This is a genomic window from Paenibacillus sp. URB8-2 (assembly GCF_013393385.1).
In the GTDB taxonomy this organism is placed as follows: Bacteria; Bacillota; Bacilli; order Paenibacillales; family Paenibacillaceae; genus Paenibacillus_AQ.
Genome location: NZ_AP023239.1, coordinates 2,262,255 through 2,286,013, shown reverse-complemented (window position 1 = coordinate 2,286,013; position 23,759 = coordinate 2,262,255). Strand labels below are relative to the sequence as shown.

Annotated in this window: 19 protein-coding genes and 1 pseudogene; 4 read left to right on the top strand and 16 right to left on the bottom strand. The window is 52.4% G+C overall.

All coding sequences use genetic code 11. From position 1 onward, the window contains the following. Positions 1-174: 174 nt before the first annotated feature. From manZ to PUR_RS10385, 5 genes are all read right to left on the bottom strand, one after another. On the bottom strand, positions 175-999 hold the full coding sequence (gene manZ, locus PUR_RS10405; protein WP_179035182.1) for a PTS mannose transporter subunit IID: 825 nt from the start codon (positions 997-999) through the stop codon (positions 175-177). 30 nt (positions 1,000-1,029) lie between these two features. Continuing rightward, entirely contained in the window at positions 1,030-1,800 is a 771-nt protein-coding gene (locus tag PUR_RS10400) for a PTS mannose/fructose/sorbose transporter subunit IIC (RefSeq protein ID WP_179035181.1), read from the bottom strand. 27 nt (positions 1,801-1,827) lie between these two features. Further along, positions 1,828-2,310, bottom strand: a complete 483-nt coding sequence (locus tag PUR_RS10395) for a mannose/fructose/sorbose PTS transporter subunit IIB (RefSeq protein WP_179035180.1) — start codon at positions 2,308-2,310, stop codon at positions 1,828-1,830. Between the two features lies 1 nt (position 2,311). Continuing rightward, positions 2,312-2,731 (bottom strand): PTS sugar transporter subunit IIA, encoded by a 420-nt coding sequence (locus PUR_RS10390; RefSeq protein WP_179035179.1) that lies wholly within the window; start codon positions 2,729-2,731, stop codon positions 2,312-2,314. A 198-nt stretch (positions 2,732-2,929) separates the two neighbouring features. Further along, complete coding sequence (locus PUR_RS10385) at positions 2,930-5,719, bottom strand: sigma-54-dependent transcriptional regulator (RefSeq protein ID WP_179035178.1); 2,790 nt, start codon at positions 5,717-5,719, stop codon at positions 2,930-2,932. 276 nt (positions 5,720-5,995) lie between these two features. On the opposite strand from PUR_RS10385, the gene rpoN reads away from it, so the two are divergent. The 3 genes from rpoN to PUR_RS10370 all read left to right on the top strand — a co-directional run bounded on the left by rpoN (position 5,996) and on the right by PUR_RS10370 (position 9,933). Beyond that, the gene (gene rpoN, locus PUR_RS10380) at positions 5,996-7,333 is read left to right on the top strand and encodes an RNA polymerase factor sigma-54 (RefSeq protein WP_179035177.1); all 1,338 of its coding nucleotides are present in this window, start codon (positions 5,996-5,998) and stop codon (positions 7,331-7,333) included. 257 nt (positions 7,334-7,590) lie between these two features. Beyond that, positions 7,591-8,841 (top strand): FprA family A-type flavoprotein, encoded by a 1,251-nt coding sequence (locus PUR_RS10375; protein WP_179035176.1) that lies wholly within the window; start codon positions 7,591-7,593, stop codon positions 8,839-8,841. A 267-nt stretch (positions 8,842-9,108) separates the two neighbouring features. Further along, the gene (locus PUR_RS10370; protein ID WP_179035175.1) at positions 9,109-9,933 is read left to right on the top strand and encodes a carbonic anhydrase; all 825 of its coding nucleotides are present in this window, start codon (positions 9,109-9,111) and stop codon (positions 9,931-9,933) included. Between the two features lie 160 nt (positions 9,934-10,093). Here the strand turns inward: PUR_RS10370 and PUR_RS10365 are convergent, their stop codons facing one another. The 6 genes from PUR_RS10365 to PUR_RS10340 form a co-directional block, all read right to left on the bottom strand. Next, positions 10,094-10,483 (bottom strand): GIY-YIG nuclease family protein, encoded by a 390-nt coding sequence (locus PUR_RS10365; protein ID WP_179035174.1) that lies wholly within the window; start codon positions 10,481-10,483, stop codon positions 10,094-10,096. Positions 10,484-10,512: 29 nt separating this feature from the next. Further along, positions 10,513-10,992 (bottom strand): DUF6530 family protein, encoded by a 480-nt coding sequence (locus tag PUR_RS10360; protein WP_124697769.1) that lies wholly within the window; start codon positions 10,990-10,992, stop codon positions 10,513-10,515. 152 nt (positions 10,993-11,144) lie between these two features. Beyond that, complete coding sequence (locus PUR_RS10355; protein WP_179035173.1) at positions 11,145-14,384, bottom strand: chromosome segregation protein SMC; 3,240 nt, start codon at positions 14,382-14,384, stop codon at positions 11,145-11,147. Further along, complete coding sequence (locus PUR_RS10350) at positions 14,381-15,061, bottom strand: hypothetical protein (RefSeq protein ID WP_179035172.1); 681 nt, start codon at positions 15,059-15,061, stop codon at positions 14,381-14,383. Before PUR_RS10350 ends, PUR_RS10355 begins: the two co-directional genes overlap by 4 nt. Continuing rightward, the gene (locus PUR_RS10345) at positions 14,976-16,427 is read right to left on the bottom strand and encodes a hypothetical protein (protein ID WP_232101865.1); all 1,452 of its coding nucleotides are present in this window, start codon (positions 16,425-16,427) and stop codon (positions 14,976-14,978) included. The genes PUR_RS10350 and PUR_RS10345 overlap by 86 nt, the downstream gene beginning before the upstream one ends. Further along, positions 16,412-17,809: a toprim domain-containing protein gene (locus PUR_RS10340; RefSeq protein ID WP_232101801.1), complete on the bottom strand. Its 1,398-nt coding sequence runs from the start codon at positions 17,807-17,809 to the stop codon at positions 16,412-16,414. The genes PUR_RS10345 and PUR_RS10340 overlap by 16 nt, the downstream gene beginning before the upstream one ends. Before the next feature lie 173 nt (positions 17,810-17,982). Between PUR_RS10340 and PUR_RS26530 the strand changes: the two are divergent. Further along, positions 17,983-18,219, top strand: a pseudogene (locus PUR_RS26530) (GNAT family N-acetyltransferase); the annotation flags it as partial. 36 nt (positions 18,220-18,255) lie between these two features. On the opposite strand, the gene PUR_RS10335 reads toward PUR_RS26530, so the two are convergent. The 5 genes from PUR_RS10335 to PUR_RS10315 all read right to left on the bottom strand — a co-directional run bounded on the left by PUR_RS10335 (position 18,256) and on the right by PUR_RS10315 (position 23,731). Then, entirely contained in the window at positions 18,256-18,717 is a 462-nt protein-coding gene (locus PUR_RS10335; protein WP_179035169.1) for a VOC family protein, read from the bottom strand. A 180-nt stretch (positions 18,718-18,897) separates the two neighbouring features. Next, positions 18,898-19,695, bottom strand: coding sequence for a TIGR00266 family protein (locus tag PUR_RS10330; protein WP_179035168.1), 798 nt, complete (start codon positions 19,693-19,695; stop codon positions 18,898-18,900). Positions 19,696-19,913: 218 nt separating this feature from the next. Next, the gene (locus PUR_RS10325; RefSeq protein ID WP_179035167.1) at positions 19,914-21,359 is read right to left on the bottom strand and encodes an FAD/NAD(P)-binding protein; all 1,446 of its coding nucleotides are present in this window, start codon (positions 21,357-21,359) and stop codon (positions 19,914-19,916) included. 338 nt (positions 21,360-21,697) lie between these two features. Then, the gene (locus PUR_RS10320) at positions 21,698-22,684 is read right to left on the bottom strand and encodes a Gfo/Idh/MocA family protein (RefSeq protein WP_179037848.1); all 987 of its coding nucleotides are present in this window, start codon (positions 22,682-22,684) and stop codon (positions 21,698-21,700) included. A 57-nt stretch (positions 22,685-22,741) separates the two neighbouring features. Further along, positions 22,742-23,731 (bottom strand): Gfo/Idh/MocA family protein, encoded by a 990-nt coding sequence (locus PUR_RS10315; RefSeq protein WP_179035166.1) that lies wholly within the window; start codon positions 23,729-23,731, stop codon positions 22,742-22,744. Positions 23,732-23,759: the final 28 nt, after the last annotated feature.

The following is a 23,759-nucleotide window of genomic DNA, read 5'->3' as shown; positions in this document are numbered from 1 at the left end:
CTCATGACCCCAGTTTAAGGCATAACGCGAAAAAACACATCCAAAGACTGCAAAAATGAGTCATTAGCGGAGTTCTGAGGTTTACACAAGCAAACAGGCCGGCCAAGGTTTTATCCTTGACCGGCCTGCCAATGGACGGCTCCTGACGGAACCGGGCGGAAAGCTGTATTCGCTTTATGCCAATACGCCCAGCGCATATCCGATAATGCCTACCGCAAATAATGCAAAGATAAGGGCGATTGCGTTCACTTTCTTCTTCAGCAGCTTCATGCACAGGAAAGTCAGCAGAAGAGGCAGCAGTCCCGGCATTAATTGGTCCAGAATCATCTGGACCGTAGTAATCACTTCTTTGCCGTCCGCGCCCGTATATTTGGAGACTACCAGGGGCACGTTGATACTAGTCCATTTGGAAACCAGCGCGCCCATGACGAAGAGTCCAAGTATGGAAGCCGATTCCGTAAGCTTGCGCAGCCGGTTGCCCGACATATCGGAAACAATCTCCGTTCCCTTCTCATAACCGTACTTCAAGCCGTACCACTTGGTCGCCAGACGGCAAACGTTGAAGAGGAGGAAGAACAGGAGCGGTCCGACAATACTGCCGGTCAGGGCGATGGAAGCGCCGAGCGCCGCGAATACCGGACGCAAGGTTCCCCAGTAAATCGGATCGCCTACACCAGCGAGCGGACCCATCAGGCCGACTTTCACACCGCTTATGGTAGCGTTATCAATTTCCTGTCCGTTGGCCTTTTGCTCTTCCATTGCGGCCGTTACCCCCATAATCGGGGCTGAAATAAACGGCTGTGTGTTGAAGAACTCCAGATGTCGCTTCAAAGCTTCTTTTTGATCTTCTTTCTTGCTGTAAAGCCGTTTGATTGCCGGGATCAGCGTGACGCAGAAGCCGATCGACTGCATCCGTTCAAAGTTGAACGATCCGAGCAGAAACCAAGAGCGAACAAACATGCTGTTTAAATCTTTTTTAGTTAATTTCTTATCTTCCATTGTATAATCCCCTCTTTCTTTGGAAGCTTGCTACAGCTCATCGATTTCATCCACCGCCGCGCTCTGCGCGTTATATTTCGGATTCAATTGGATGTACAGAATGGCCAGAACCGCGCCAACAATACCGAAGCCGACCAGGTTGATGCCCGTAAAGGCGGCAACGACGAAACCGAGAAAGAAGAAAGGCATCAGGTACCGGGCGGACATCATATTGATAACCATGGCATAACCGACGACGACGATAAATCCGCCCGCAATTTGCAGACCTCTCGTTACGACCTCCGGAATAGAATCCAACAGGCTCGTAACCAGCCCCGTTTCAGCTGCAACCGCTACCAGAACAGCCGGCAGCGCGACGCGCAAACCTTGAAGCAGCAGCGCTATAAAGTGACATAGCTCAATTCCCCTGAAATTCGATGATTCCGCGTATTTATCCGCCAAATGCTGGAAGAATACGGTGATCGTTCGAACAAAAATGGTAAGAACCTGGCCTGCGGCCGCAATCGGTATGGCTACGGCAATACCGGCGCCTATCGACTGATGCCCTACGATAACAAGGATCGTCGATACCACGCTCGCGAGCGCGGCGTCGGGAGCCATGGATGCGCCGACGTTCATCCAGCCCAGCGCCATCAGTTCCAATGTGCCGCCAAGAATGATCCCTGTCTTGATATCGCCAAGGACCAGACCGATCAGCGTACATGCAATCAGCGGCCGATGCGTCTGTCCTTCGTCGAGTACGCTGCCCATGCCGCATATGGCCGCAACGAGCGCTACCATTACGATTTCAAAAGTACTCATGTTATAACCCCTCTCTTATTTCCTCGACTATAAATCATGAATCTTGGACATCAGATTCACCTTCGGATCGCTGGCGACTTTTCTGATCTCCAATTCGATTCCCTTTTCATGAAGCTTGCGGAAAGCATCGACGTCCTGCTTGTCGACAGATACCGCTCCCGTAATCTGTGTCTTGCCTTCCTTGTAGCACATGCCGCCGACATTCACCGACTTGAACGGCACCCCTCCTTCTACCACCCGCACTACGTCAGTCGGATTGGTAAAGAGGAACAAGGTCTTGAAATCGGCATACTTCGGATTGTTATATGCCTCGATCGCTTTGTCGATGGTAACGACGTAAGCCTTGATCCCCGGGGGAGACACTTGCAGCAGCAGGGTTTTCCGCAATGTATCCGCTGCCACTTCATCGCTGACCGCGATAATCTTGTTGCACTTCGTTTCTTTCACCCATACCGTTGCCACTTGGCCGTGAATCAGACGGTCATCAATCCGAACAAATGAAATTTCCATCTTACAACTCCTCCTCTGCTTGACTGTCTCTAATGCTGCGGAACGATTTCATTGAATCACAACCTGCGTTGATCGCCAGCTGAGCCAAACCTCCTAATTCCTCCGACGATCGGTTGACCAGAACGTCAACAATCATGGGCAGGTTCACTCCGGATACAATGTCTATGTTCTCATAACCGGCCGCAATCCGGCTGGCGGCATTGTACGGACTGCCACCGAACAAATCGACAAGAAAAATAGCACCGTCGCTCCAATCAAGCGTATTCAAAGCCGCTTTGAATTTATCGACAAGCCCGTTAACGCTTTCACCGGGTTCGAACGTTACTCCTGCCACATTTTCCAACTCTCCGTAAACCATGGACGTCGACCTCAGCAGTTCTTCTGAAAACTTTCCATGTGTACCTACAATAACTCCAATCATTTACTCACCCCCTTGGATAACCCTACGCCTATATTAGATATGCAAGACCCGTGCCAAACTTCTGTATAACCCCAAAAAATTTCGAAAAAACAAAAAATCCCCGACTGTATCAGGGATTTTCGCTCTTTTGAAAGTGCATGTTTTTGTTCTATTTTTAATTTGTCATACACTAATGAAAACGCTTCATACTCTTGACTTCTATAATGGAGCCGTTTTATATACATCGCCCAACATTTCGCAAATATAATATTTTTCATCGTCGGACAGGGTTAAATTAATACCTGAGGCGAATATGCCACAAGCGCGGTTCACCGCATTCATGATATGAGAATCGAGCGTCTCCGTCTCCCCGCGGTAAACCAGCCCGTCATGTATGACCATCCGCTCCAGCGCGTGGGCCGTATGGATGGCAATCTGGACTTTCATCGCATATTCGAAATCGGTCTGCAGTTCCCGTTCAAGCTCCTGAACAAATCTCATCAAGGTTCCCAATATTTTGTGCGGATTCAGATACGTCAGGAATTCCTTCAGGCTGTCTTCGCACAAATCCTTGATGACCACACTCTCATTGGTCTGTGCGACAGGAAGCTCATTGTGCAGCAGCAGTTCTCTCAGCAGCTCTTCGCCACTTGCATCAATCAGCTGTTCCAAAGGAATGAACGGAACGCCCCGGTCGCTAGGCCGCTTTACTCCAATAACGGCCAGAACGCTTTGCTTGGTCTGCAGCTCTTTGACCACTTTGTCCAGTTCCTTGATCTTCGCCGGAATTACCGTCATTTTCTTCTCCGTAAGATCGTAAACGATTTTCTCCACAAATTCCTTAACCTTGATCGCGGCGCCTTTGCCGGAGGAGCAGACCGTGACGATGACCTTGTTATCCAATATGGCGTTTACCGAAGCTTCCATATTATTGTAACCTCTGAAATCCTTCAGCGACCGGTAAATATCCTCAAGCTCCATATCGAGTATGCTGGCCTTTCGCACAGCTTCAAGGGTAAGCGGCGTGGACACCATGTCGATCGTCTTGACCTTGATTCCGGCCCGTTCCATAATGGTTGCTTCGAAACTGAGCAGGGAGCCCATATCTACCAGCATCAGGACGCCCCTGCCGCTGTCGATGCTCTTAACCTTGTCGATAATAATCTCCAAGATTTCTCTTGGGCTGACATCAAGCGGCATATCAACCGCGCAAATATTCGAACTGCCGAGCAGACTGTCGACAACGCCGACGATGCTGCTCGCCGTACTGTTGCCGTGCGCCGCGACGATTATTCCCACATTGCCCTGCCGCTCCTCCTCCACCGATTTGAGCAGGATCGCCACATACGTAATTTCGGCTCCGGGCACATCTATCCCGAACCTGGCTTCGATCATGTCCTTGATGGTCAGGGCCACTCTGTATTCTTCATCATTCTGGTTAACGGGATCATAGACGGGCTTGCCGCCGTATTTCTTCTCCCGGATTCGCTTGAGGAAAGCGCTCAGATGAAGACTGAAGGCATAGACGAACCGTTCGCTGCATTTTCGGTCCAGCTCCTCCTCGACCAGCAGCTTCACCTCTTCGGCAAATTCAAGGACTTCATTATCCACGATTTTGAGAATCCGTTCCCTGCTGCCTTTCAGGTTGTAGAACCGGTTATAGAAGCTTTTGATATGGATGTTGACGTCCGTAGTGATGAATCTGTTGATGTAGCTGTCGTCGAGGCCTTCATCCTTGAGCAGGCTTATTTTGTCTTCAATCAGCTTGTACAGGTTGAACGGCGGTTCCAGAACGTCCTCTTCTTCCGTCGCATGGCTTCCTTCGGGCGTAATATACAGCTGGGATGCAATCGCTCCGAATTCCTCAATCTCCCTGCGGTTCTTTCCAAGGTTGAACAGACCTTCGCGGATATTCCCCGGCAGCAGTTTAAAATCGAGTATAATTTCATCCCTGTTCTCGCGGATGCTGTTCAGAAACCCTTTGGCGCAAACGAGCTGGATATTCGACTTCAGTTGCCCGATATTTCCGTAGGTAACACTGCCGATTAGCGCTTTGACGACCTCCGATTCGACCTTGATCGGCTTGTTGACGCGAAGGGCCTCGCTCTCCAGCAGATGCTTCAGAATCTGCAGCTGTTCCGCAGGCGTGCGCTCCTGCAAGGGAGGAATGTTGATTGTGATCGGGATGCGCCGGATAAAGGTCTTCAGCATGGAAGAGCCCGGATCTTCCGTCGTAGCCGCAACAAGCAGCACATTCGCACTCCGGTTTCGCTCCGATTCTCCCAATTTGTTGTACGTATGCGTATCCATGAAGTAGAAAATCATTTCCTGGCCTTCCGGGGGCAGGCGGTGAATCTCGTCGAGAAACAGAATGCCTCCGTCCGCTTTTTCCACCAGTCCTTTTTTTTCCGAATCGGCTCCGGTAAACGCACCTTTGACATGACCGAAAATATGGGAAATCAGAAGCTGGGGATTATTGTAATAATCCGCGCAGTTGAATACGATAAAGGGAGAATCCTCGGAAAATCGCTTCATATGCTTGCCGTAGTTGTACATCAGTTTGGCAAACAGCGTCTTGCCCACTCCTGTCTGACCCACAATCAGCGTATGCAAGCCTCTCGGCGGATACAGAATCGCAGCCTTTCCCTGCTCCACCTGGTTGCGCATACTGTCCTTGAAGCCGATCAGGGAATGAAATGGATCAACCTGTTCCCCGGGTCGCAGGATCTCGTCCAGACTCCCCACCTCAATCTGCTTCTCTTTCAGATGAATCCGGAAGATGTCCTCGATGGTCTGCTTATGCAGAAACTTGACCGGTCTTCCCTTGATTTTGATGATATGGTCGGCGCGGAGAAGGTCGCTCAGCTCTTTGCTCACGTTGTTCCTCAGCATGTTCTGATGAGCGGCGATTTCGGCCGCGGTAATTCCTCCGTCGTACAGCAAATGTTCTTCGGCGAGCTTTCTCGTATGCTCCGCGATATATTCCAAAATTCGGTCGATTCGTTTCATTTGCACACCTCCAGCCCAAATCTTGTTTACAGTAAGCGCTTACCATTATAAAATACTTTAGAGATTCAGTATATATGAACCGGAAATGAATCTCTATGAAAAATGCACCCTAATAAAATGTGATAGATTCGATGTGCAAATGCAACAAAAAAAGTGTAACTAAAAGCTCGATATTTAGCAGGAAACCCGTATAGGATTCGCGAAATGCTCTACTTATAGATAACTGACACGGGCAAGCTGCCGCTGTTTTGTTCCCGAAGGAGTTGTGACAGATCAATGATACGATTTGGATTGAAACAAGAACAGGCATTGAAGCTGACAATGACGCCCGAATTGCGTCAGGCCATCCAAATCCTGCAGTATTCTTCTGCTGATCTGATGTCCTACTTACGCGAACAGGCGAATGAAAATCCGGTAATTGATCTGCAGGAATACGATATATCGATATCGGGCGCAAGCAGCCGGCGGGAACAAACAAGAGATGAATATTCCAAGTCAAAAAGCGCGAATCCCGTTGACACGCTGGATTGGATCGCCGAACCGCCGGATACTCTGTATGAGCATCTGAAAGCGCAGCTTGGGCTGGTGCGCGGTCTGACCGGCACCCGGCGGAAGACAGCGTTATATCTTATCGGCAATCTGGATGAAAAAGGCTATCTGGAGACGGACGCCCGGGAGGCCGCCGGGCTGTTGGGCATCCCCGTAGGTGAGGTACTGGACACCCTCACGCTGGTGCAGAGTTTCGAACCGGCGGGAATTGCCGCCCGCAGTCTGGAAGAATGCCTTCTTCTGCAGCTTCGGCGCAGCGGCGAGGAAGATCCGCTTGCCGTATCAATGGTACAGCTCCATTTGACTGATTTGTCATGCAATCGGTTGCAAAAAATGTCGGATTCGCTCGGGGCCAGCATTGCCGAGATCCAGGAAACGGCCGACCGGATACGCCGGCTGAATCCGTCTCCAGGCTCGGTGTTTGCCCATAACGAGCACCGGTACATCATTGCGGATATAACGGTTGAGAAATCGGACGACGGATACCTGGTTCGGCTGAGCGACATCGGTTCTCCGCAAGTCTCGGTTAATCCCTATTACCGGCAAATGCTGCGTGAACTCCCCAATCAGGAGGAAGCCCGCCAGTTTATCCATGACAAGTTCAATACGGCCTCCTGGCTCATCAAAAGCCTGGAACAGCGCCGGCAGACCTTGACGCGCGTCGCCGAGGCCATCGTGGAAATGCAGCGCGATTTTTTTGATGAGGGTATTCAAGGACTTAAACCGCTTACTCAAAAAGAAATCGCAGAAAAGACCGGCCTGCATGAATCCACGATCAGCCGGGCGGTCAGCAATAAATACATGCAGACGCCGCGCGGTCTGTTCGAATTGAAATATTTCTTCACCTCCGCTCTCGCCGCGGCGGACGGTGAGTCCGCTTCCTCGGAGAGCGTCAAAAGGCTCATCAAGCAGTTGATTGATGCCGAGGATAAGCGCAAGCCGCTGGCGGATCAGACCATTGCTGAACTGTTAGCAAAGGAAGGTCTGGAGATTTCCCGCAGGACCGTGGCCAAATACCGGGAAGAAATGCGGATTCTGTCTTCCGCCAAGAGAAAACGGTTTTGAAATTCAGACATGTTCTCCATTTTGTAATATTTTGCGTGCCTTCTGGACCGAATACTTTTAAAATACGGAAAACCCCCTCCATTTCCATTTATTATTCGAAAAAATGTCCAATCCCGGCCCAATCGATGTAATATTTATTGACATGTACATCTTGAAAAATTTCTCTTTATTTCTGAAAACATGATATATGTCAATTATTTTATTGGCCGTTATTGGTATATTATTAGAAAAATTTTAGGCATGTGGAGGGAATACCGATGTATTATGTACAAGAAATCGCATCCGGAATATTTTGGGTGGGCGGAACCGACAAAAGACTGGAACGCTTCGAGAATATGTTCCCGCTGCCCCAAGGCGTTGCCTATAATTCCCATTTGATTTTGGATGAAAAGACCGCGCTGATGGACACCGTGGATGCCGCGATCAGCGCCCAGTTTCTGGAAAATATTGAGCATGTGTTGAATGGCCGTTCCCTGGATTATCTGGTTGTGGGGCACATGGAGCCCGACCACTGCGCTAATATCGAAGAATTGCTGCGCCGTTATCCGGATCTGAAAATCGTCGGCAACAAAAAGACGTTCCAGTTCATGGAGCAATTTTACACGTTCAGCAAACCGGACAATTACCTCATCGTCAAAGAGGGGGACGAGCTTCCGCTCGGCAAACGCACTCTCCGCTTCTTCATGGCTCCTTTCGTTCACTGGCCGGAGGTCATGTTCTCGTATGAAGTTTCGGAGAAAATTCTGTTCTCCGCCGACGCCTTCGGCTGTTTCGGCTCGCTTTCGGGAAATATTTTTGCCGATCAGACGGATTTTGAAGGAGTATACCTCGATGAGTCCCGCCGCTATTATTCCAATATTGTCGGCAAATACGGGCCTCAGGTGCAGACGGTGCTGAAAAAGCTGGCCAAGCTGGAGATCGACATGATCTGTCCGCTGCACGGCCCGATATGGCGCGAGAACCTGTCCTATATCATTGACAAGTATCAACAGTGGAGCACCTACCAGCCGGAAAAGAAAGGCGTTGTTCTGGCCTATGCCTCCATGTACGGCAATACGGAAAATGCTATGAACCTGATCGCGGGCAAGCTCGCAGCCAAGGGAGTTCAGGATATCCGCATGTACGATGTGTCCAAAACCCATCCGTCCTATATTATCGCAGACGCCTGGAAGTTCAGCCATCTCGTATTCGGTTCTCCGACCTACAACCTCGGACTGTACCATGGTATGCAGGCCCTGCTTCATGAAATGGCGTCTTTGAACCTTCAGAACCGCAAAGTGTCCCTGGTCGGCAACTATACCTGGGCGAATGCGGCTGTCAGAGACATGACGGAAATTCTGGAGAGCATGAAGAAAATCGAGTTCATCGGCGAGCCGTTTGAAATCCATTCCGCACTTAAGCCGGAGCAGCTGCCGGAACTGGACCAATTGGTGGAGGCTATCTACGCTTCCCTGAATGCCGATTCGGCGGAATTGGTCGCTGAAGGCGCCGGAACAAGCGCAAGTTAAGAAGCGGTAATCATTCAAGCCAGCCTATGCCATTCAAATAAAGCTGCCCCCTAAGTCATGGGGACTAACTCCCGTCTAACAGGCGGGACTGTCCTATGACGTTTGGAGCAGCTTTTTTGGGCTCGGAAGATGAAATCCCTTCCATCTCATAATGTCCCGTCGATAAAGAGACTTCCAAATGGGACCGCACGCCCTTGTTCCTGTATTTTCCATCCAGTAAAATGAGCAGCATGTGCACAAATACATAATATGGAAGAAGGAATGAGGATGCGTTCAACCATCACGTATTCCCGGCTTTTGCTCTCCGGACTGATGCTCGGCGGCCTGCTTGCAGGCTGCGCGGACCGGGAACATTCGGGACCAAACACAGAAAACAAGCCGGTGCAGGGGACCGGTGCCAAGACGATTCACTGGTCCTATGAGGGCGAGACTTCTCCCGAACATTGGGGCGAGCTTGGCGAAGAGTTCAAGACCTGCGAAGCGGGGAAGAAACAGTCGCCGATCGATATTGAGGACGACGCTGTGGAGAAAGACAGCAATCTCTCACCGGTTAAAGTCAATTATTCTCCCTCGGATGTGTCTCTCGTCAATAACGGCCATACCATTCAGGTAAGCGTTAAAGGGGAGAACAACGTTATCGTTCTGGAGGGAAAGACCTACAAGCTGAAACAGTTTCACTTTCATTTGCCAAGTGAGCATGAAGTAAGCGGCAAGCACGGCGAGATGGAATTGCATTTGGTTCACCAGAGCGCAGACGGGGAATTTGCGGTGCTTGGCGCTCTGATTAACAGTGGCGCGGAGAACGCGGAGCTGAACAAGCTGTGGTCCCGGCTCCCTAAGGAAGAAAACGAAAAGGCGACGGTGATCGAGGGAAAGTTCGACCTGAATGCTTTGCTTCCCGGAGATCTTCACACTTACCGCTACCAAGGTTCACTGACAACACCGCCGTGCACCGAGGGGGTGCAGTGGATCGTCCTGAAGCAGCCGGTGGAATGGTCCGCAGACCAGATCGCCGCGTTCCGAAGCATTTTTCCGCATGATAACCGCCCGGTCCAGCCGCTTGACGGCCGCAGCCTTGAAACGGAAGGGTAACAGACGGAACCAAGCACAAGACCGTATTCCAGGGTAGGGGTACGGTCTTGTGCTATTTAAACTTCTAACCCGTTTAATCATCTGCTCAAGTCGCCCAGCCCGCTCTTTTGACTTGCGCTTATCATCGTGATCCGGCCGGACGGCTTCGGCAGCAGTCTTATTATTTTCGCTTCGGCTTGTTGTACCCCTTGTCCCCGAAGGGCTGCAGCTTCTCGATCCACAGCTCAAGTAAGGCATCCACCTCTTCCTGGTAATCTTTTAATTCGGAGATGTCGTTCACCGTTTCCTCGCGGGGCTTGATCTGATCCAGTTCCTCGAATACGAAGCTGTCCCCGCCATAGGCTTTCCAGTCCTTTTGCAATTCATGGATCGAGTTAAGGTTCGATTGCTGCATGAAAGCTAGCCGGTTTCTGGCGCCGGTCAGGTCCATGCTGCCGAGCACCAGAACTTTGCCGTTCTTCACATTCCGTATCTGGTAAACGCCCATTGGGCGAAACGAATGCGCGTACGCCGAGGCGAGTTCTTTCTTCTTTTGTTTGTCCAGTGCCATCATTCTTCCTCCCTTCTTCTTCGGACCGCTTAGTAGCCCATTTCCTTCAAAATGGTGGACAACGTCTTCAGTCGTTCTCCGATCAGTTCGCCGTCATCGCTGAGGGCCTGGCTGAACAGCTTGATATCTTCATTGATTCTGTCGTTGTCCGTGCATACGGATACGGTCATCGCATCTCCCTGAAGGCCTACACGGTCAATGACTGGATTCTCGGGGTCATACAGATTCTGATATTGGTACGCCTCACGAAAATGAACCATGCTTCTCGTTACCAGAATGGCGAGATCGAGCACCCGATGCAGCGGGAGTTCCTCCGATTGTCTGGACCACTTCTCGCCGGTGTACCGCCACACTTTGGCCGAGATATCCACTTTTCCCCGGTCGTTCCACTGGGCCAGCCCGAGCGACAATCCCTTGGCGTCCGTCTGATTGGCGTATCTTCCGTCCACATTTTCGTAATTCTCGGACACAATGACCGGTTTATGCTTAAGCGTTGTGGGAATTTTCATCTTCAATTTCACCTGTTCCTTCGATCTTTTTATTTACTAATTTACTAATTTACTAATTTACTAAATCAGTGACAAAAGTAGAATAATCCAATCCGTGCACGAAGTCAACAAAAAGACGCCCGGGTAACCCAAGCGTCAATGTCATATCGTCTTTAAACCTCTATGTTCGCTTTTTTCCTGATCCTTATAACCGCGCTCTTAGGGATTCTCGCGTCATGGTAAACGATGAATGCTTCGTTAAAATGCCGCAAATAATCCGATTCATGAGATTTCGGGGACAAAATGATCATTTTTCTCGAAAGCTCCTGCTCATACAGCGCGAACACTTTGGATTTTCTACCCTCATCAAGGGCACTGTCGAATTCATCGAGAACGATATATCCCGGTTCCGCTTGAATTGTCTTCAGCAGAGCGAGGGCGAACAGCAGCGAACTTAGCGATTCCTCGCCGCCTGATACTCCTTTTCCGACCCGTCCTCCCCGGCCCTTCATGCCGATTTCCTCCAACGGGCCCCGGTGCCCCTGCTTTCTTGCCCTGATGTTCAGATAATACTTTACATTCCCCTGCTTCATCTCCTGCATATCCCAGCTCACTTCGCCGTCAAACGAGAACAGGTCCATATAACGGACAAACCGGCTGCTTACCCGGTTGATTTCATAATTGGTCGTGCTGACCAGCTTCTCTTCCAGCTCGGCCAGACTTTCCTCCAGCTGGCGAAGGAGCGTGCGGGCATCCTGTACCTCCTGCTCGCCGCGCTCAAACTCCAGCTTTACCTTTTCGTAATTCTCCACCGCATTCTCGTCGACGATTTCGTTCAGGGCATGGTTTAACTGCACGAAAGCATCTTCCTTATGCGACTTCGCCTGCGCCGGATTCCAGTCCGGGATCACAGGAAATTCCGGAGATTCCTCAAGAAACCCGGCGTATACGGCAGACAGACGAACGGTCCAATCGCTGTAAAACTGCCGCTCCGCGGCGCGTTTCTCCTGGATAACTTCCAGACTCTCAAGCACTTCCCGTTTTTCACGGTCAAGCGCCTCCAGCGTCTTGTTCACTTCCTCAATGTACTGAAGCTTCTCCCTGATCCTTCTCTTTGTCGATTCCAGCGAACGATCCAGCCGGTCGCTTTCTTCCAGTCGGTCCTGGAGCTCTCTGTCCATTCTTTGGACCCGCTCTCCGGAGGCCTCCAGCTCTTTGCCGAGCTGTCTGAACCGCTCGATTTTCACGCTTTCAAGATCGGCGCGGTCATAGATTTGCCGGTAGCCCTCAAATGTATCGAGCCGAACTTTAAGTTCCGCCGCCGCCAGATTCAGTCTCTGGCGCTCATCATCGGAGCTGTTTCGGATTTCCGTCCATTTCTTCTGCTCTCCGGTCTTACGGTCCAGTTCTCGCTTTCTCAAATCCCGTTCGGCAACGGCGCCCACAACCGCTTCCGCTTCCTTAATGAGCTGAAGCACCGAACGGACGAGACTCAGGCGTTCTTCGCATTGCGTCAAATCACGGCGGGCGGCTTCAAGCTGAAGCTCCAGCTTCTCCAGTTCTTCGCCGGCGCGCTTCACCCGCAGCTTGATTCCGCGCGGATTAAGTATCCACCGTCTATCCTCCTGCGGGCCTCTCCGGCCCAGGGAATCGACAAGCTGACCGTTCTTCAGCCTAGGGTTTGAAGAGACGGAGCCCGAACTGGAAATCAGCGTTCCGACCCACCATAACGCTTTTTGAGCCGCGGCGTATGTCTGGTCGTCAAGTTCTTTTCTCACCCGGAGTCCGAGGGACGGCAGCTCGTTCGCCGTTCTTTCCGGCACAACCGTCGGCAGCTCCACATGATAAATATCCGTCGAAGCCGCAAAACCCTTCGCATCCACAAACAGCGTATATTTGACAGCTTCGAGCTGTTCCTCCCGCTCCAGCGGAATTTGCTCATCCATTTCCAGCAGATCCCGCAGGGTAAAGACAGTCATCCCTTTGCCCCGCAGGCGGCGGATGGACGTCTCCTGTCTCACGCTATTCATTCCGTTTCCAGTGGTTAACGTCTCCAGTTCATCCTTCAGCGTCCGGATGCTCCGCTCCAGATCGCGCTCGCTGTCGCGCAAGGAAGAGCGCCGGCTTTCCAGATTTTCGGTCTCACGTTCAAGCGCGGCGCTGCCCCCGTACTGGGCAAGCATCTTCTTGGCGTCGCCAAGCTTCCGGAAGTCCTCTTCAATCGCATAATTCAACTTTCCAATCTCTTCAGCAAGCCAATCCAGGTGCGTCTGCGCCTCACGGTAAGCCTCGTCCGTCTCCCGGCTTCTCGCTTCCTTCTCCCGCAGCTCCGTCCGATCCTGCGCCAGTCTCGCTTCAACCTCGGCTTTGGAGTAGGGAATCGCCCTTACCTCTTGGTCCAGCTCCTTGAGAATATCTTCAAGCTGCCGGTACTCCGCGTTCAATTCCTCGCGCGCGGCGCGTTCTTCAGCCGCTTCGCTTTCCAGTTCCTCAAGCAGCCGGTTCAGCTCATTCATGCGCCAAGTCTTTTCCTCAAGCTCCTTCCGATACTCCCCATGCTCCTCTTCCAGCTTCATCCGCCGGTCCCGCTCGGCCTCATGTCGCTCGTCGCGCTCGTCCATCTGCTCCTTCAGGAGATCCTGCTCTTTGACGTACAGCCTCTCGAGCGCGGCCGAGGCCGTCAGCACGTTCCATAGCCCCAGCCTGCGCCGCTCGTTCCGGCTGAGCAGCCGGTCCCGTTCCTGCTGCCAGTTGCCCAGGTTCAGCTTGTGCGAATGCTGGTTGCTTTCCGCCGTCTGGAGCGCGGAGAGCGCATCTTTTCTTTCCTCCTTAACCTTCTCCCAGTGATGCTGCATCCGCTGAATCCCGGTCATCTCGCTGAAAATGCGGAAGCGCTCCTCCGGCCGCATCACCGCAAACTGGTTCACATCCTGCTGGTACCAGATCAGGTAAAAGGCGTCAGGGTCCACTTTATATTTATGCTGAAGCTGATGCCGGTACTCATGAAGGTGGTTGGTTCCTCCTCCCGGCGTATAACGGGTTTCTTTGTCCCATTCCCACGGCGCCTCTCCCTCGCAAATGAAATATTCCTTCCGCAGCGGATCGCCGGGCTTTTGCTCCAGGTTCAGCCGGAAACCGATGTAAGCCGCGGCGTCGACGGGGAAGGCTCCGCTATTGGCAAATACAAGCTGAATCGTCGCTCTCCAAACGGTATCCTGCGGCAAATTACGTGAACGAAGTCCTTCCAGATCGACTTTTGACGAAGCAAGCACCGCTCCCATACAGAACGTAATCGTCGATTTCCCCGAACCGTTCGGCCCCCCGATCAGCACATGGTCTTCCGGACCGCCCCATTCCAGCCGGGTATCGGAGAAATCGCGGATACCGCTGAATTCCAGCCCCCAAGGGTTCAAACTCCCTCACCTGCCTCCAAATTGTAGCGTTTAAAGAACTTCAGCACATCCTCCATATTCAATTGCTGGGAATGGCTGAATTCCGCGAACCGCTTCAAATAGGAATCCGAGAAGAGGCGTGCCCCGATCGCAGTCAGTCCATAAGCTTCTTCATTGGATGGATTCTCATATCTGGACACGGCGCCCAGCTTAATGAGCGTATCCAGGTTCGCAAGTATTTTCCTCCTTACATCAAGCGATTCATGACCGAACGTTTCCAGCAGTTGGGTGAACAGGGTGAACTCGTTCTGAAGCACTTCCTGGTGATAAAAAATAAACATCAGCAGTGCCAGACTTTCGGAGGATAACAGTTCTCTGGCCTGCCTTGCCGGCACATGAATAAGCACGACCGCACGGTCTCTCCGCTCATCATAGACAAGTCTGTAGTAGCGAGCGACCGATTGATTTACTCTTTTGACAAAAGAGGCAAAACCCTGATCATCATCAGGTTTAAGCTTTAAAATCTTCATGACCTCGCGCCGGGACAAGCCGAAGCTGTCACTGCGCACCGCGGCTGATGACGAGAACATAATTTGCACGAAGGCATATTCCTCATCGGGACTTAGAACCGCCGACAGCCGTTCCATCGCTCCCAGCTGCAGGCTGCTGTATGTGCTCTCCGGTTCTTGTAACGACATGATTTTCTCCTTTCTTGTTCATAAGCTGCCATTCGGTCTTCTCATCCGTCACTTCTGGCTCCCGGGCCGGGTCTTCCTCGCTATCGATGGCCGCCCGCTGCCCGCCCACCAGAGCGGAGACCGCCAGCAGCGCATTCAAGGCATCGCTCCAGCGCTCCGAACCCGCCTCCAGTACTAGCTGCTCTAGCCCGACGCTTTCCCTTTCATGCAGAATCCGCTCCGCTTCATCCGTCCGAATCCTCTCTTTGGTCAACTGCCATTCGATCTGCGCCAAATGATGTCCTATTTCCTCTTCGGTCCATTCCTCCGCCTCCGCATATTCGGGCTCCAGATGTTCCCGGATCGGCTCCGTGGAAGGCACATAGGATTCAAGATAGCTTACTGTATCCGCTAGTTGAATATTGGACACAGGTGAAGCGAACTGAACAGGAACCCACATTCCGTCCATCCGTTCTCCGGGAACGCGGTCCTGCTCCAGAAAGCTCAATATTTCATGACCGTTCGGCAGTTCGGAATCAGCTGTTTTATAGAAGGAGTTGACAATAAACTGACGAATGGCTTGCGGGGAAATGTCGGACCTGATCTCGGTTTGCTGCAAATGTGCAAAACCCAGAAATTTATTCAATGTGCCCATCGATACATGGGTTCCCTCAAGCATGATTTCCGTTCCTTTTTTGAGCAGAGGCGAAAAAGAAATTCCTTCCTCAAAAGTTGAAAATTTATTCAGCCTCTCATTCATCCGCGTGTTCAGTTCCTGCATCAAATCTACGATAATCCGGATCTGCGGAAGGGCGTTCCTGTCAGCGAGAAGCTCGAGCTGCCGCTCTTTCAGCTTGTCCACAGCATCCGTGGCATTGCGGATCATGCTGGCAAGCCGGTTGCCTCCCGAAATCCCTTTATCGTCGTAAGCCTCGCTTAGATCCGCGTCCCTTTTCGCCTGGAACAGGGCCCGGGCTACGTCATCCTGCATATAGTAAGCCAGCGAATCGTTGGCGAGACGGATCAGCATATCCATCATACGTTTGCCGACATCCATCATCGTAAGCCTGCGCTTGCCGCGAATAATCCAGTTATATTTCTGCAACACATTCAGCAAGCGGTCCATGGGAATTTCCGGCTCATATCCATAGCGGTTTCTAAAGCGGTAAAAAAGCGCATCCGCATCCTCAAGCGGCTCATCAATCCCCAACGCTTCCTGCTGAATCAGATTCAACATTTTTAAAATTTCCAGCACCTTCAGCGGTTCTTCGAAGTATTCCCGCAGTTCGGTCAGCACGCCCGCAAGCTTGATGAGATCGCGCAGCGATTCCTTGCGAAGGTGATCGGGCGTCCCATCACCGAAAATAGAGATCAGATTTCCATCCATAGGTTCCAACTATCCGTATCCCCCATTTCCGCTTCCTGTTCACCGGCCAGTCTTCGGTCAAGTCTGGCAAGCGCCTCAGCCTCATACGCATCCCATGTGCGGAAGACACATCCTGCCGGGTTGTCCTTACGGTTCAGTGAGTCCGGTAAAATCCATTTAACGGCCACAGGAGCCGCCATTTGCAGCAGGGCTTGCACATTTCGTGAAATGGTCAGCCCGGCCCGGTCGCTGTCGCACCATACGATAATCTGCCTGATCGACTCCGATCCGGCTAATACATCCTTGATCAGTTTGCGATGTCCGCTTCTGAGCTGCCCGTCCAGCCCTATAATCAGACTGCCCGATTTTCGGAGAAAGTCCGGCTCGGCGCTCATCCGTGTAAGCACGGCCCGATTTTCGGTCAGCCATAATGTCCGGCAGACGGTTTGGAATTCAGTCCTCCAAACCGTCACATCCGTAACCACATGTAAAAAGCCTTGCGGATAAGCGAATCCGCCGCTGCCGCTCAGTTCTCCGGCAAAGAAAATCGGGGTAACCGTTCCTGCGCTGCATAACCCAAGCAGCGGGAGAGGACAGCCGATCTGCTCCTCCGCTTCCTCCAGAAATTCCACCTTATAGGGATCAAAGCGCTTCGAGCCGCCGATTTCCCGGTAATAACGCGCCCCTATCTCTTTCCAGTCAAAATGAGCGCGGGCGGCAGCGATTTCGGCCAGTGCGATAATAAAATCAACATAGAACTCCAGCTTCCTGCCCTGCCATGGCTGCTCTTTGTTCCAAATTACCTCAGAAACCTCTTTGACAACGGTGCAGTGTTCGATCTTTGCTGCTATATCCTCTATAAAATTCCACAATAGATGCCGGTTTTCCTCCCCGGCCAAGTCGATCTTGACTGTATTCCGCTCATTCAGTATGGCTCCTAGCCTCGCATTCCAGTTCGCAATGGTCTGCTTCTCCCGTTCCCGCGTCCGGCTTTTTTTCCGCTCAAGATGAAGATAAAGCGTATAACCCATAACGTATTCCGTCCGCACCACAGTTTTCCCGTCAGACCCGTACAGGTCTTTCCGCATAATCCATCCCTCTGCCAATCCGCCGGAACACAGCGATTCATCCTGAATTTCACGCAGCAGCTCCCGTTCGCCCTTCCGGACCTTTGGACTATGAAACAGCCGTTCCAGTGCTTCAGGGACATTTTTTTCATGAGAAAGACCAGTGTCCGCGTGACCGCCGGTAATTTTGCCGATGCGCCTGCGGGTTCTTGAACCTGTCCTGAAAATATCGATTTCGAAACTTCTTCCCGATTCGCTGAGAGTCCCGGGCTCAAGCTCCGTTCCTTTGGACAAATATCTGGAGCAAATGAAATTAACAATTTCCGCGTCTATCAAGCTTCCACACCCCCATGTTGATTATGATCATAAACATCAAATTACAGATATGATATGGCGAGGATCTGAACTTTTAATGCAACTCTTGTTAACTCGATAATAAGTGAGTAGAATCAGGAAAAAAATACATATTCACTGCAGGGAACTGTATATTTCTGAAATTGGAGGGCGGCGTGGCCCCGAAGTTTTTCTGGAGAAATGCGGAACAGTTTGCGGAACGGGGAATCGGTTATACGCTGATGGACGGCGGCGAAGCCGCCTCGACCGCGTTTGCGGCGTTTGTAGAGGATAGTCAGCTGGAAATCGGAATTGAAACGAACGAACAGCACCGGGGAAAGGGCTATGCCTCTCATGTCTGTGCGGCTCTGATTGATTATTGCCTGGAGAATGGTCTGGAACCCGTCTGGTCCTGCCGGAAAAAAAAAGAAGGCAGGTCGAATTCCGCCCTATGCCCGCTTCAGCGTTTCAATATCCAGCTTGTCCATTTGAAGCATCGCGTTCATGACTCTTCCCGCTTTTTCGCCATCCTTATCCTGCAAGAGTTCTCCCAAGACAGTGGGCACGATTTGCCAAGACAAACCGAACTTGTCCTTAAGCCAGCCGCATCTCTGCTTCTCTCCGCCTTCCGAAAGCTTATCCCATAGTTCGTCTATCTCCTGCTGCGTTTCGCAGTTGACGAAGAACGATACCGCCGGGGAAAAAGAAAACTGCGGACCGCCGTTGAGAGCCATAAACTCCTGTCCGTCAAGCTGGAACGTTCCGGACATTACCGTCCCTTCCGGCCAAGGTCCTCCTCCCCGGCTGCGTCTGATGTCCTTGATCCTGGAATTCTTGAAGATTGAGGTATAGAAATTCATCGCTTCTTCAGCCTTGCCGTCAAACCACAGAAAAGGGGCAATCTTTTGCATAACCATCAGCTCCTTTTCTATCCATTATAAAGATTGAATAATTCCAAGTACACCGGCAAGCTGATATCCTGCTGATCCCGCAGACATGGAAAAGACCGCCTCCCTTTCAAAGGATGCGGTCTTTTCCCCATGTAATCAAAGCCCCTGCCCTCAGCAGCGACTGCTGCAGCGGAAACCGGATTATCTGCCGTCCAGCAGATTGCCCAATCCGCCGAGGATGCTGCCCTCTTCCTTGCGACCAGTGCCGCGGGCTGCGGACAGAATGCGGTCGGCCATCCGGTTGAACGGCAGCGACTGAACCCATATCTTGCCCGGTCCGCGCAGCGTGGCGAAGAACAGGCCTTCCCCTCCGAACAGCGCCGATTTGATACCTTTGACCATCTCGATATCATAGTCCACCGAAGAGGTCATGGCGACAAGACAACCCGTGTCCAGCCGGATCACTTCTCCGGGCTGCAGTGTTCTCTCCATTACATAACCGCCGGAATGGACGAAGGCCAGGCCGTCGCCTTCCAGCTTCTGCATAATGAATCCTTCGCCGCCGAAGAATCCGGCGCCGAGCCGGCGCTGAAATTCAATCCCTACGGAAACGCCCTTCGCGGCGCAGAGAAAGGCGTCCTTTTGACAGACAATTTTCCCGCCATATTGAAGAAGGTCGAGCGGGATAATTTTCCCCGGATACGGCGCGGCGAACGTTACGGATTTCCGGCCATGGCCGCCGCCGTGCGTGAACACGGTCATGAACAGGCTTTCGCCGGTCAGCACTCTTTTGCCAGCGCCCATCAGCTTGCCCATCAGACCGCCGCCACCCTGCCCTGAGCCGCTGCCGTCACCGAAAATCGTCTCCATTCGGATTTCAGGGTCCATCATCATGAAGCTGCCCGCTTCCGCAATTACGCTCTCGCCGGGGTCAAGCTGAACCTCCACGCACTGCATTTCTTCACCCATAATGACATAATCGATTTCATGCGCTCCCATAATTCCAATTCCTCCTAAAGGTTAGTTCAAGGCCTCTTCCTCTTCCAGCCGTCTGAGCGTTAATACGTCCGTTGAGCCGGAGCGGTTTCACCGGAACCCGAAATAAACTCTATGCCAATCCGTATATTCTGATTCCGTTTTAAGCATCACGGAGATTGGGGGGCTATCCGCAGAAGCCAAAAACGCCCGGTTTCCCGGGCGCTCTTGATCCAGACGGATTATATTTTTTGCTCAAGCACATCATTCGCCGTTTGTATCGGCCATTCGCCGACGAATTCGGCCTCGTTATAGTCCAGAAAGGCTTGCAAAATGTCTTCTCGGTCGTCGAGGAACAGCTGGTCCGCCACGCCGGAGACGAGTCTCGGAACCGCGTTCTTCGTCCCCGAAATCGCGGAAGCCGAAAGGCCGCAGCTGGCCAACGCCGAATAGTTAAAGACAAACAGTCCGTGCAAAAGCGACTCTCCCTCTTCGTCACGGCTTGTAAGCGCAAAACCGGGGCTGAGATAAGGATGCGCGTCAAGCAGCGTATTGGCTACCTCTTCCGGAGCATCGTAGACATCGCTCCAGCGGGCAATGTGGCTCTCAATAAGCCGGAGCTCGGGACGCAAGCTTGGATCGCTGAGAAGACCGGTGCTGACAATCAGGTAATCAAAGGTGAATCTGCCTTGAGGTGTGGTCACGGCCACGCCCTCGCCGGTCGCCTCCACATCAAGCCATGGGGCGCCGAGATGCAGCTGAAATCCGGGCCACGACGCCGCGCGTTCAAACGTATCGTTGGTCGGCGGCTGATTGAATTTGAAGAAATGGGAGATCGCCGCATATTTTTCGGCATCCGACAGCACATGGAAACGTTCGATCATCCCCGAGGATTCCATCTGGCGGATCGGATTGACACTCGGCAGCTTCTCCCGGCGGACAAAGACATGAGCTTCGGCTACGCCTTGGGACAAGGCGAAATTGGCATTATCGAAGGCCGAGGCTCCGCCGCCCAGAATCCCGATTTTTTTGCCCTGGAGATTCTCAAAATCGATCATTTCCGAGGTATGGGCATACAGATGGCCCGGCAATTTATCAGCAATTATTGGAGGCACATGCCACTCGCCGCCTCCCTGAATCCCTGTGGCGAGTACGACCTTTCGCGTAAGCAAATGTTCCGAAGGCGCTCCCGCCCCTTCAATATGCAAGCGATGAATCCCGCCACCGGCGGGCTCGATCAGCTTCAGTTTAACTTCGTTGATGACCGGAAGATCCAGAACCTGCCGGTACCAGCGCAGATAGTCCATCCAGTCGCCCCGCGGAATCTTCACGACCTCCTCCCAGCCCTGTGGTCCGAACTGCGCTTCCCACCAGGAGCGGAAGGTCAGGGAGGGTATGCCAAGATCGATGGAAGTTAAATGCTTGGGCGTACGCAGCGTCACCATTCTCGCATAAGTTTCCCACGGTCCTTCCAAGCCCTCGGCGTTCTCATCAATGACCAGAATATTCGTTACCCGTTCACGCAGCAGGCCGAAAGCCGCAGCCAAGCCGCTTTGACCTCCTCCGATAATTACAACGTCATAGACTTGCCCTTCGGAATGCGCCTTCGGCTGCACCCAAGCCGCGCCTCCAAAGGCAAGGTAGGAAAGATCGGTTTTCACACGTTCATTCAAAGCTTCCAGACTCATGCTTCCTCATACCTTTCAGTGGCGTTTATTTATAGGATATAAATCGCGGCTTAAAATCAGCATATGTGCCATTAATCATATTATATCTTGTCTAATGAGCCGTTTAAATCTTGATGGCATGTTAATTGTCATATTATCTAAATTTCTCACTATTAATTGTGCATAATAACTAACCTTCTGACCATAAAGTCGGATGAATGGAAGAGAACATTACATCATGGCCAAAAAGAGCAGGGACTCCGCCCCTCAGCAAGAAGCCGGGAACTCCGCCCCACTCAGCAAAAAGCCCCCGGGATCAAATCACCCCGGGGGCTTGCCAGAAAGATGCGCCTGCCCTCTCAGTGGGCCAGGGTGATTGGAGCGGGCCGATGGTCCTCGGCGGACCGGTAAGCGGCAAGCGCGACTTCAAGCGCCCTAAGCCCGTCTTCCCCCGTTACCGAGGCGGTCTTCGCTCCTTCACGGACCGACTGGACAAAATCGCGGATCAGCTCCAGGTCCATGTTGTCTCCCCAGTAATCCCAGCTCACTCCGTTTTCATTACTGTAAACGCTCATTTTCTGATTGAAGGCGTTGATCGACAGTACGCCATATTCGCAGATCACGTCCAGCGTCACATCTCCCCAGGTCGGGAACTTCTTGTTGCGTGACCAGCTGCAGTCCAGGCTGGCAAACACGCCGTTATCGAACTCCATCGTCAGGATGCCGCAATCGTCGATTTTTCCTTCCGAGAACCGGCTGGCGGCCTCGGCGTACACATTCGTCACCTCCGCGCCCATGTACCAGCGCATGACGTCAACGACATGAACGGTATGATCCATCACCGCTCCCCCGCCCGACAACTCCCGGTCCAGGAACCAGCCGCCGGGAATGCGTCCACGGTTCGTCCCTTTCATGGCAAGAATTTTGCCGTAAGCTCCGCTGTCCAGCAGCTCCTTCCCCCGTTTGATCGAGGTTTGAAACCGGACCGGAAAAGCGGTCTGGAGAAGTACGCCGTTCTCCCGGCAGACCTCGATCATCGCCAGCGCATCCTCTACCCTTGTGGCCAGCGGCTTCTCGCAGAGAACATGCTTACCCGCTTTTGCGGCCGCCATGACACAATCGATATGCCGCACATTCTCGGAGCAGACGATGACCGCGTCAATCTCGCTGCCCGTCAGCTGCTCCAGCTCCGGATAGTATGTCGTTTGATACCGGTCGGCAATCTCTTTGCCCTTCACGGCATCCTCGTCCCAGATCCCGGCCAGCTCCACGCCGTCGATTTCCAATAAAGCGTCCATATAGCCTATGGCATGCATATGAGCAAGACTGGCTACGCCAATTTTAATCATAAGACCCTCCTGTACTTGTTTGAGTTTGAGATGAGGCGTCTTGCACCCGAACACTTAAGCAAGCGCCACGGGCATGCCGCTTCGGGACGATTCGATTGCGGCCAGCGAGATGGCCAGCGCCTGATACGCGTCCTCGGCGGTAACGATCGGCTCTTCCCCCGTCTCCATACAAGACAGAAAGTGGGCCAGTTCCCGGTAATAAGGAGCTTCCAGCAGCGGACTTTCCGGAACGGCAGCGCCCTCCGACGGCTTATCCGGCGCCTTCCTAAAGGACAGGATAGGATTGTCACTCGCGCTGTTGAAATCGATGATCCCTTCGGTTCCCGCAATTTCGAAAGATGTCGTAAATTTCTGATGGGACCAGGAGCCTTCGACATGGGCAATGACGCCGCTGCGGAAGGTCAGTGTTGTCAATGCATAGCCTCCCCCTTCCGGGGATTCCGGTGCGTAGGCTTTGGCGAATACCCGCTCCACCTCTCCGAAGCACCAGCGCAAATAATCGAAGTCATGGATGGACAGGTCCAACAGAAGGCCGCCGCTCTTGCTGGAATCCGCATACCAGTTGTTCCATGCGCGCGGGAAACCGGAGGTCCGGCTGGCCTTCACCACGGCAACATCGCCCAGACCATTCTGCTCCATTACCTGTCTGGCTTGGACATATTCCGGGAAGAACCTCACAACATGTCCTACAAACAGCTTCGTCTTCTTGTCCTTGCAGTAGTCGATCATCTCGCGCGCGTCCTTCAGGCTGCCGGCCAGCGGTTTTTCGCATATGATGTGCTTGCCGTCATCCGCCGCCTTGAGCACATACTCCCGGTGCAGATAAGTCGGCAGACAGATGTCGACCACATCGACGGCATCCAGCTCCATCATCGCTTCCTCATAGCTGCCGAATGCCCGGGTGCCGAACCGCTCGGCGGCTTTGTCCGCCGCGGCCGCATCCGAATCGACGATACCCAGCAGGAATACTTCCTTCATGGCCGTATAGGCTTCCGCGTGCTTTCTCCCCATCGTACCGGCCCCAATCAACAACACATTCTTCATTCTGGTCTCGTCTCCTTTTGGAAAGGGA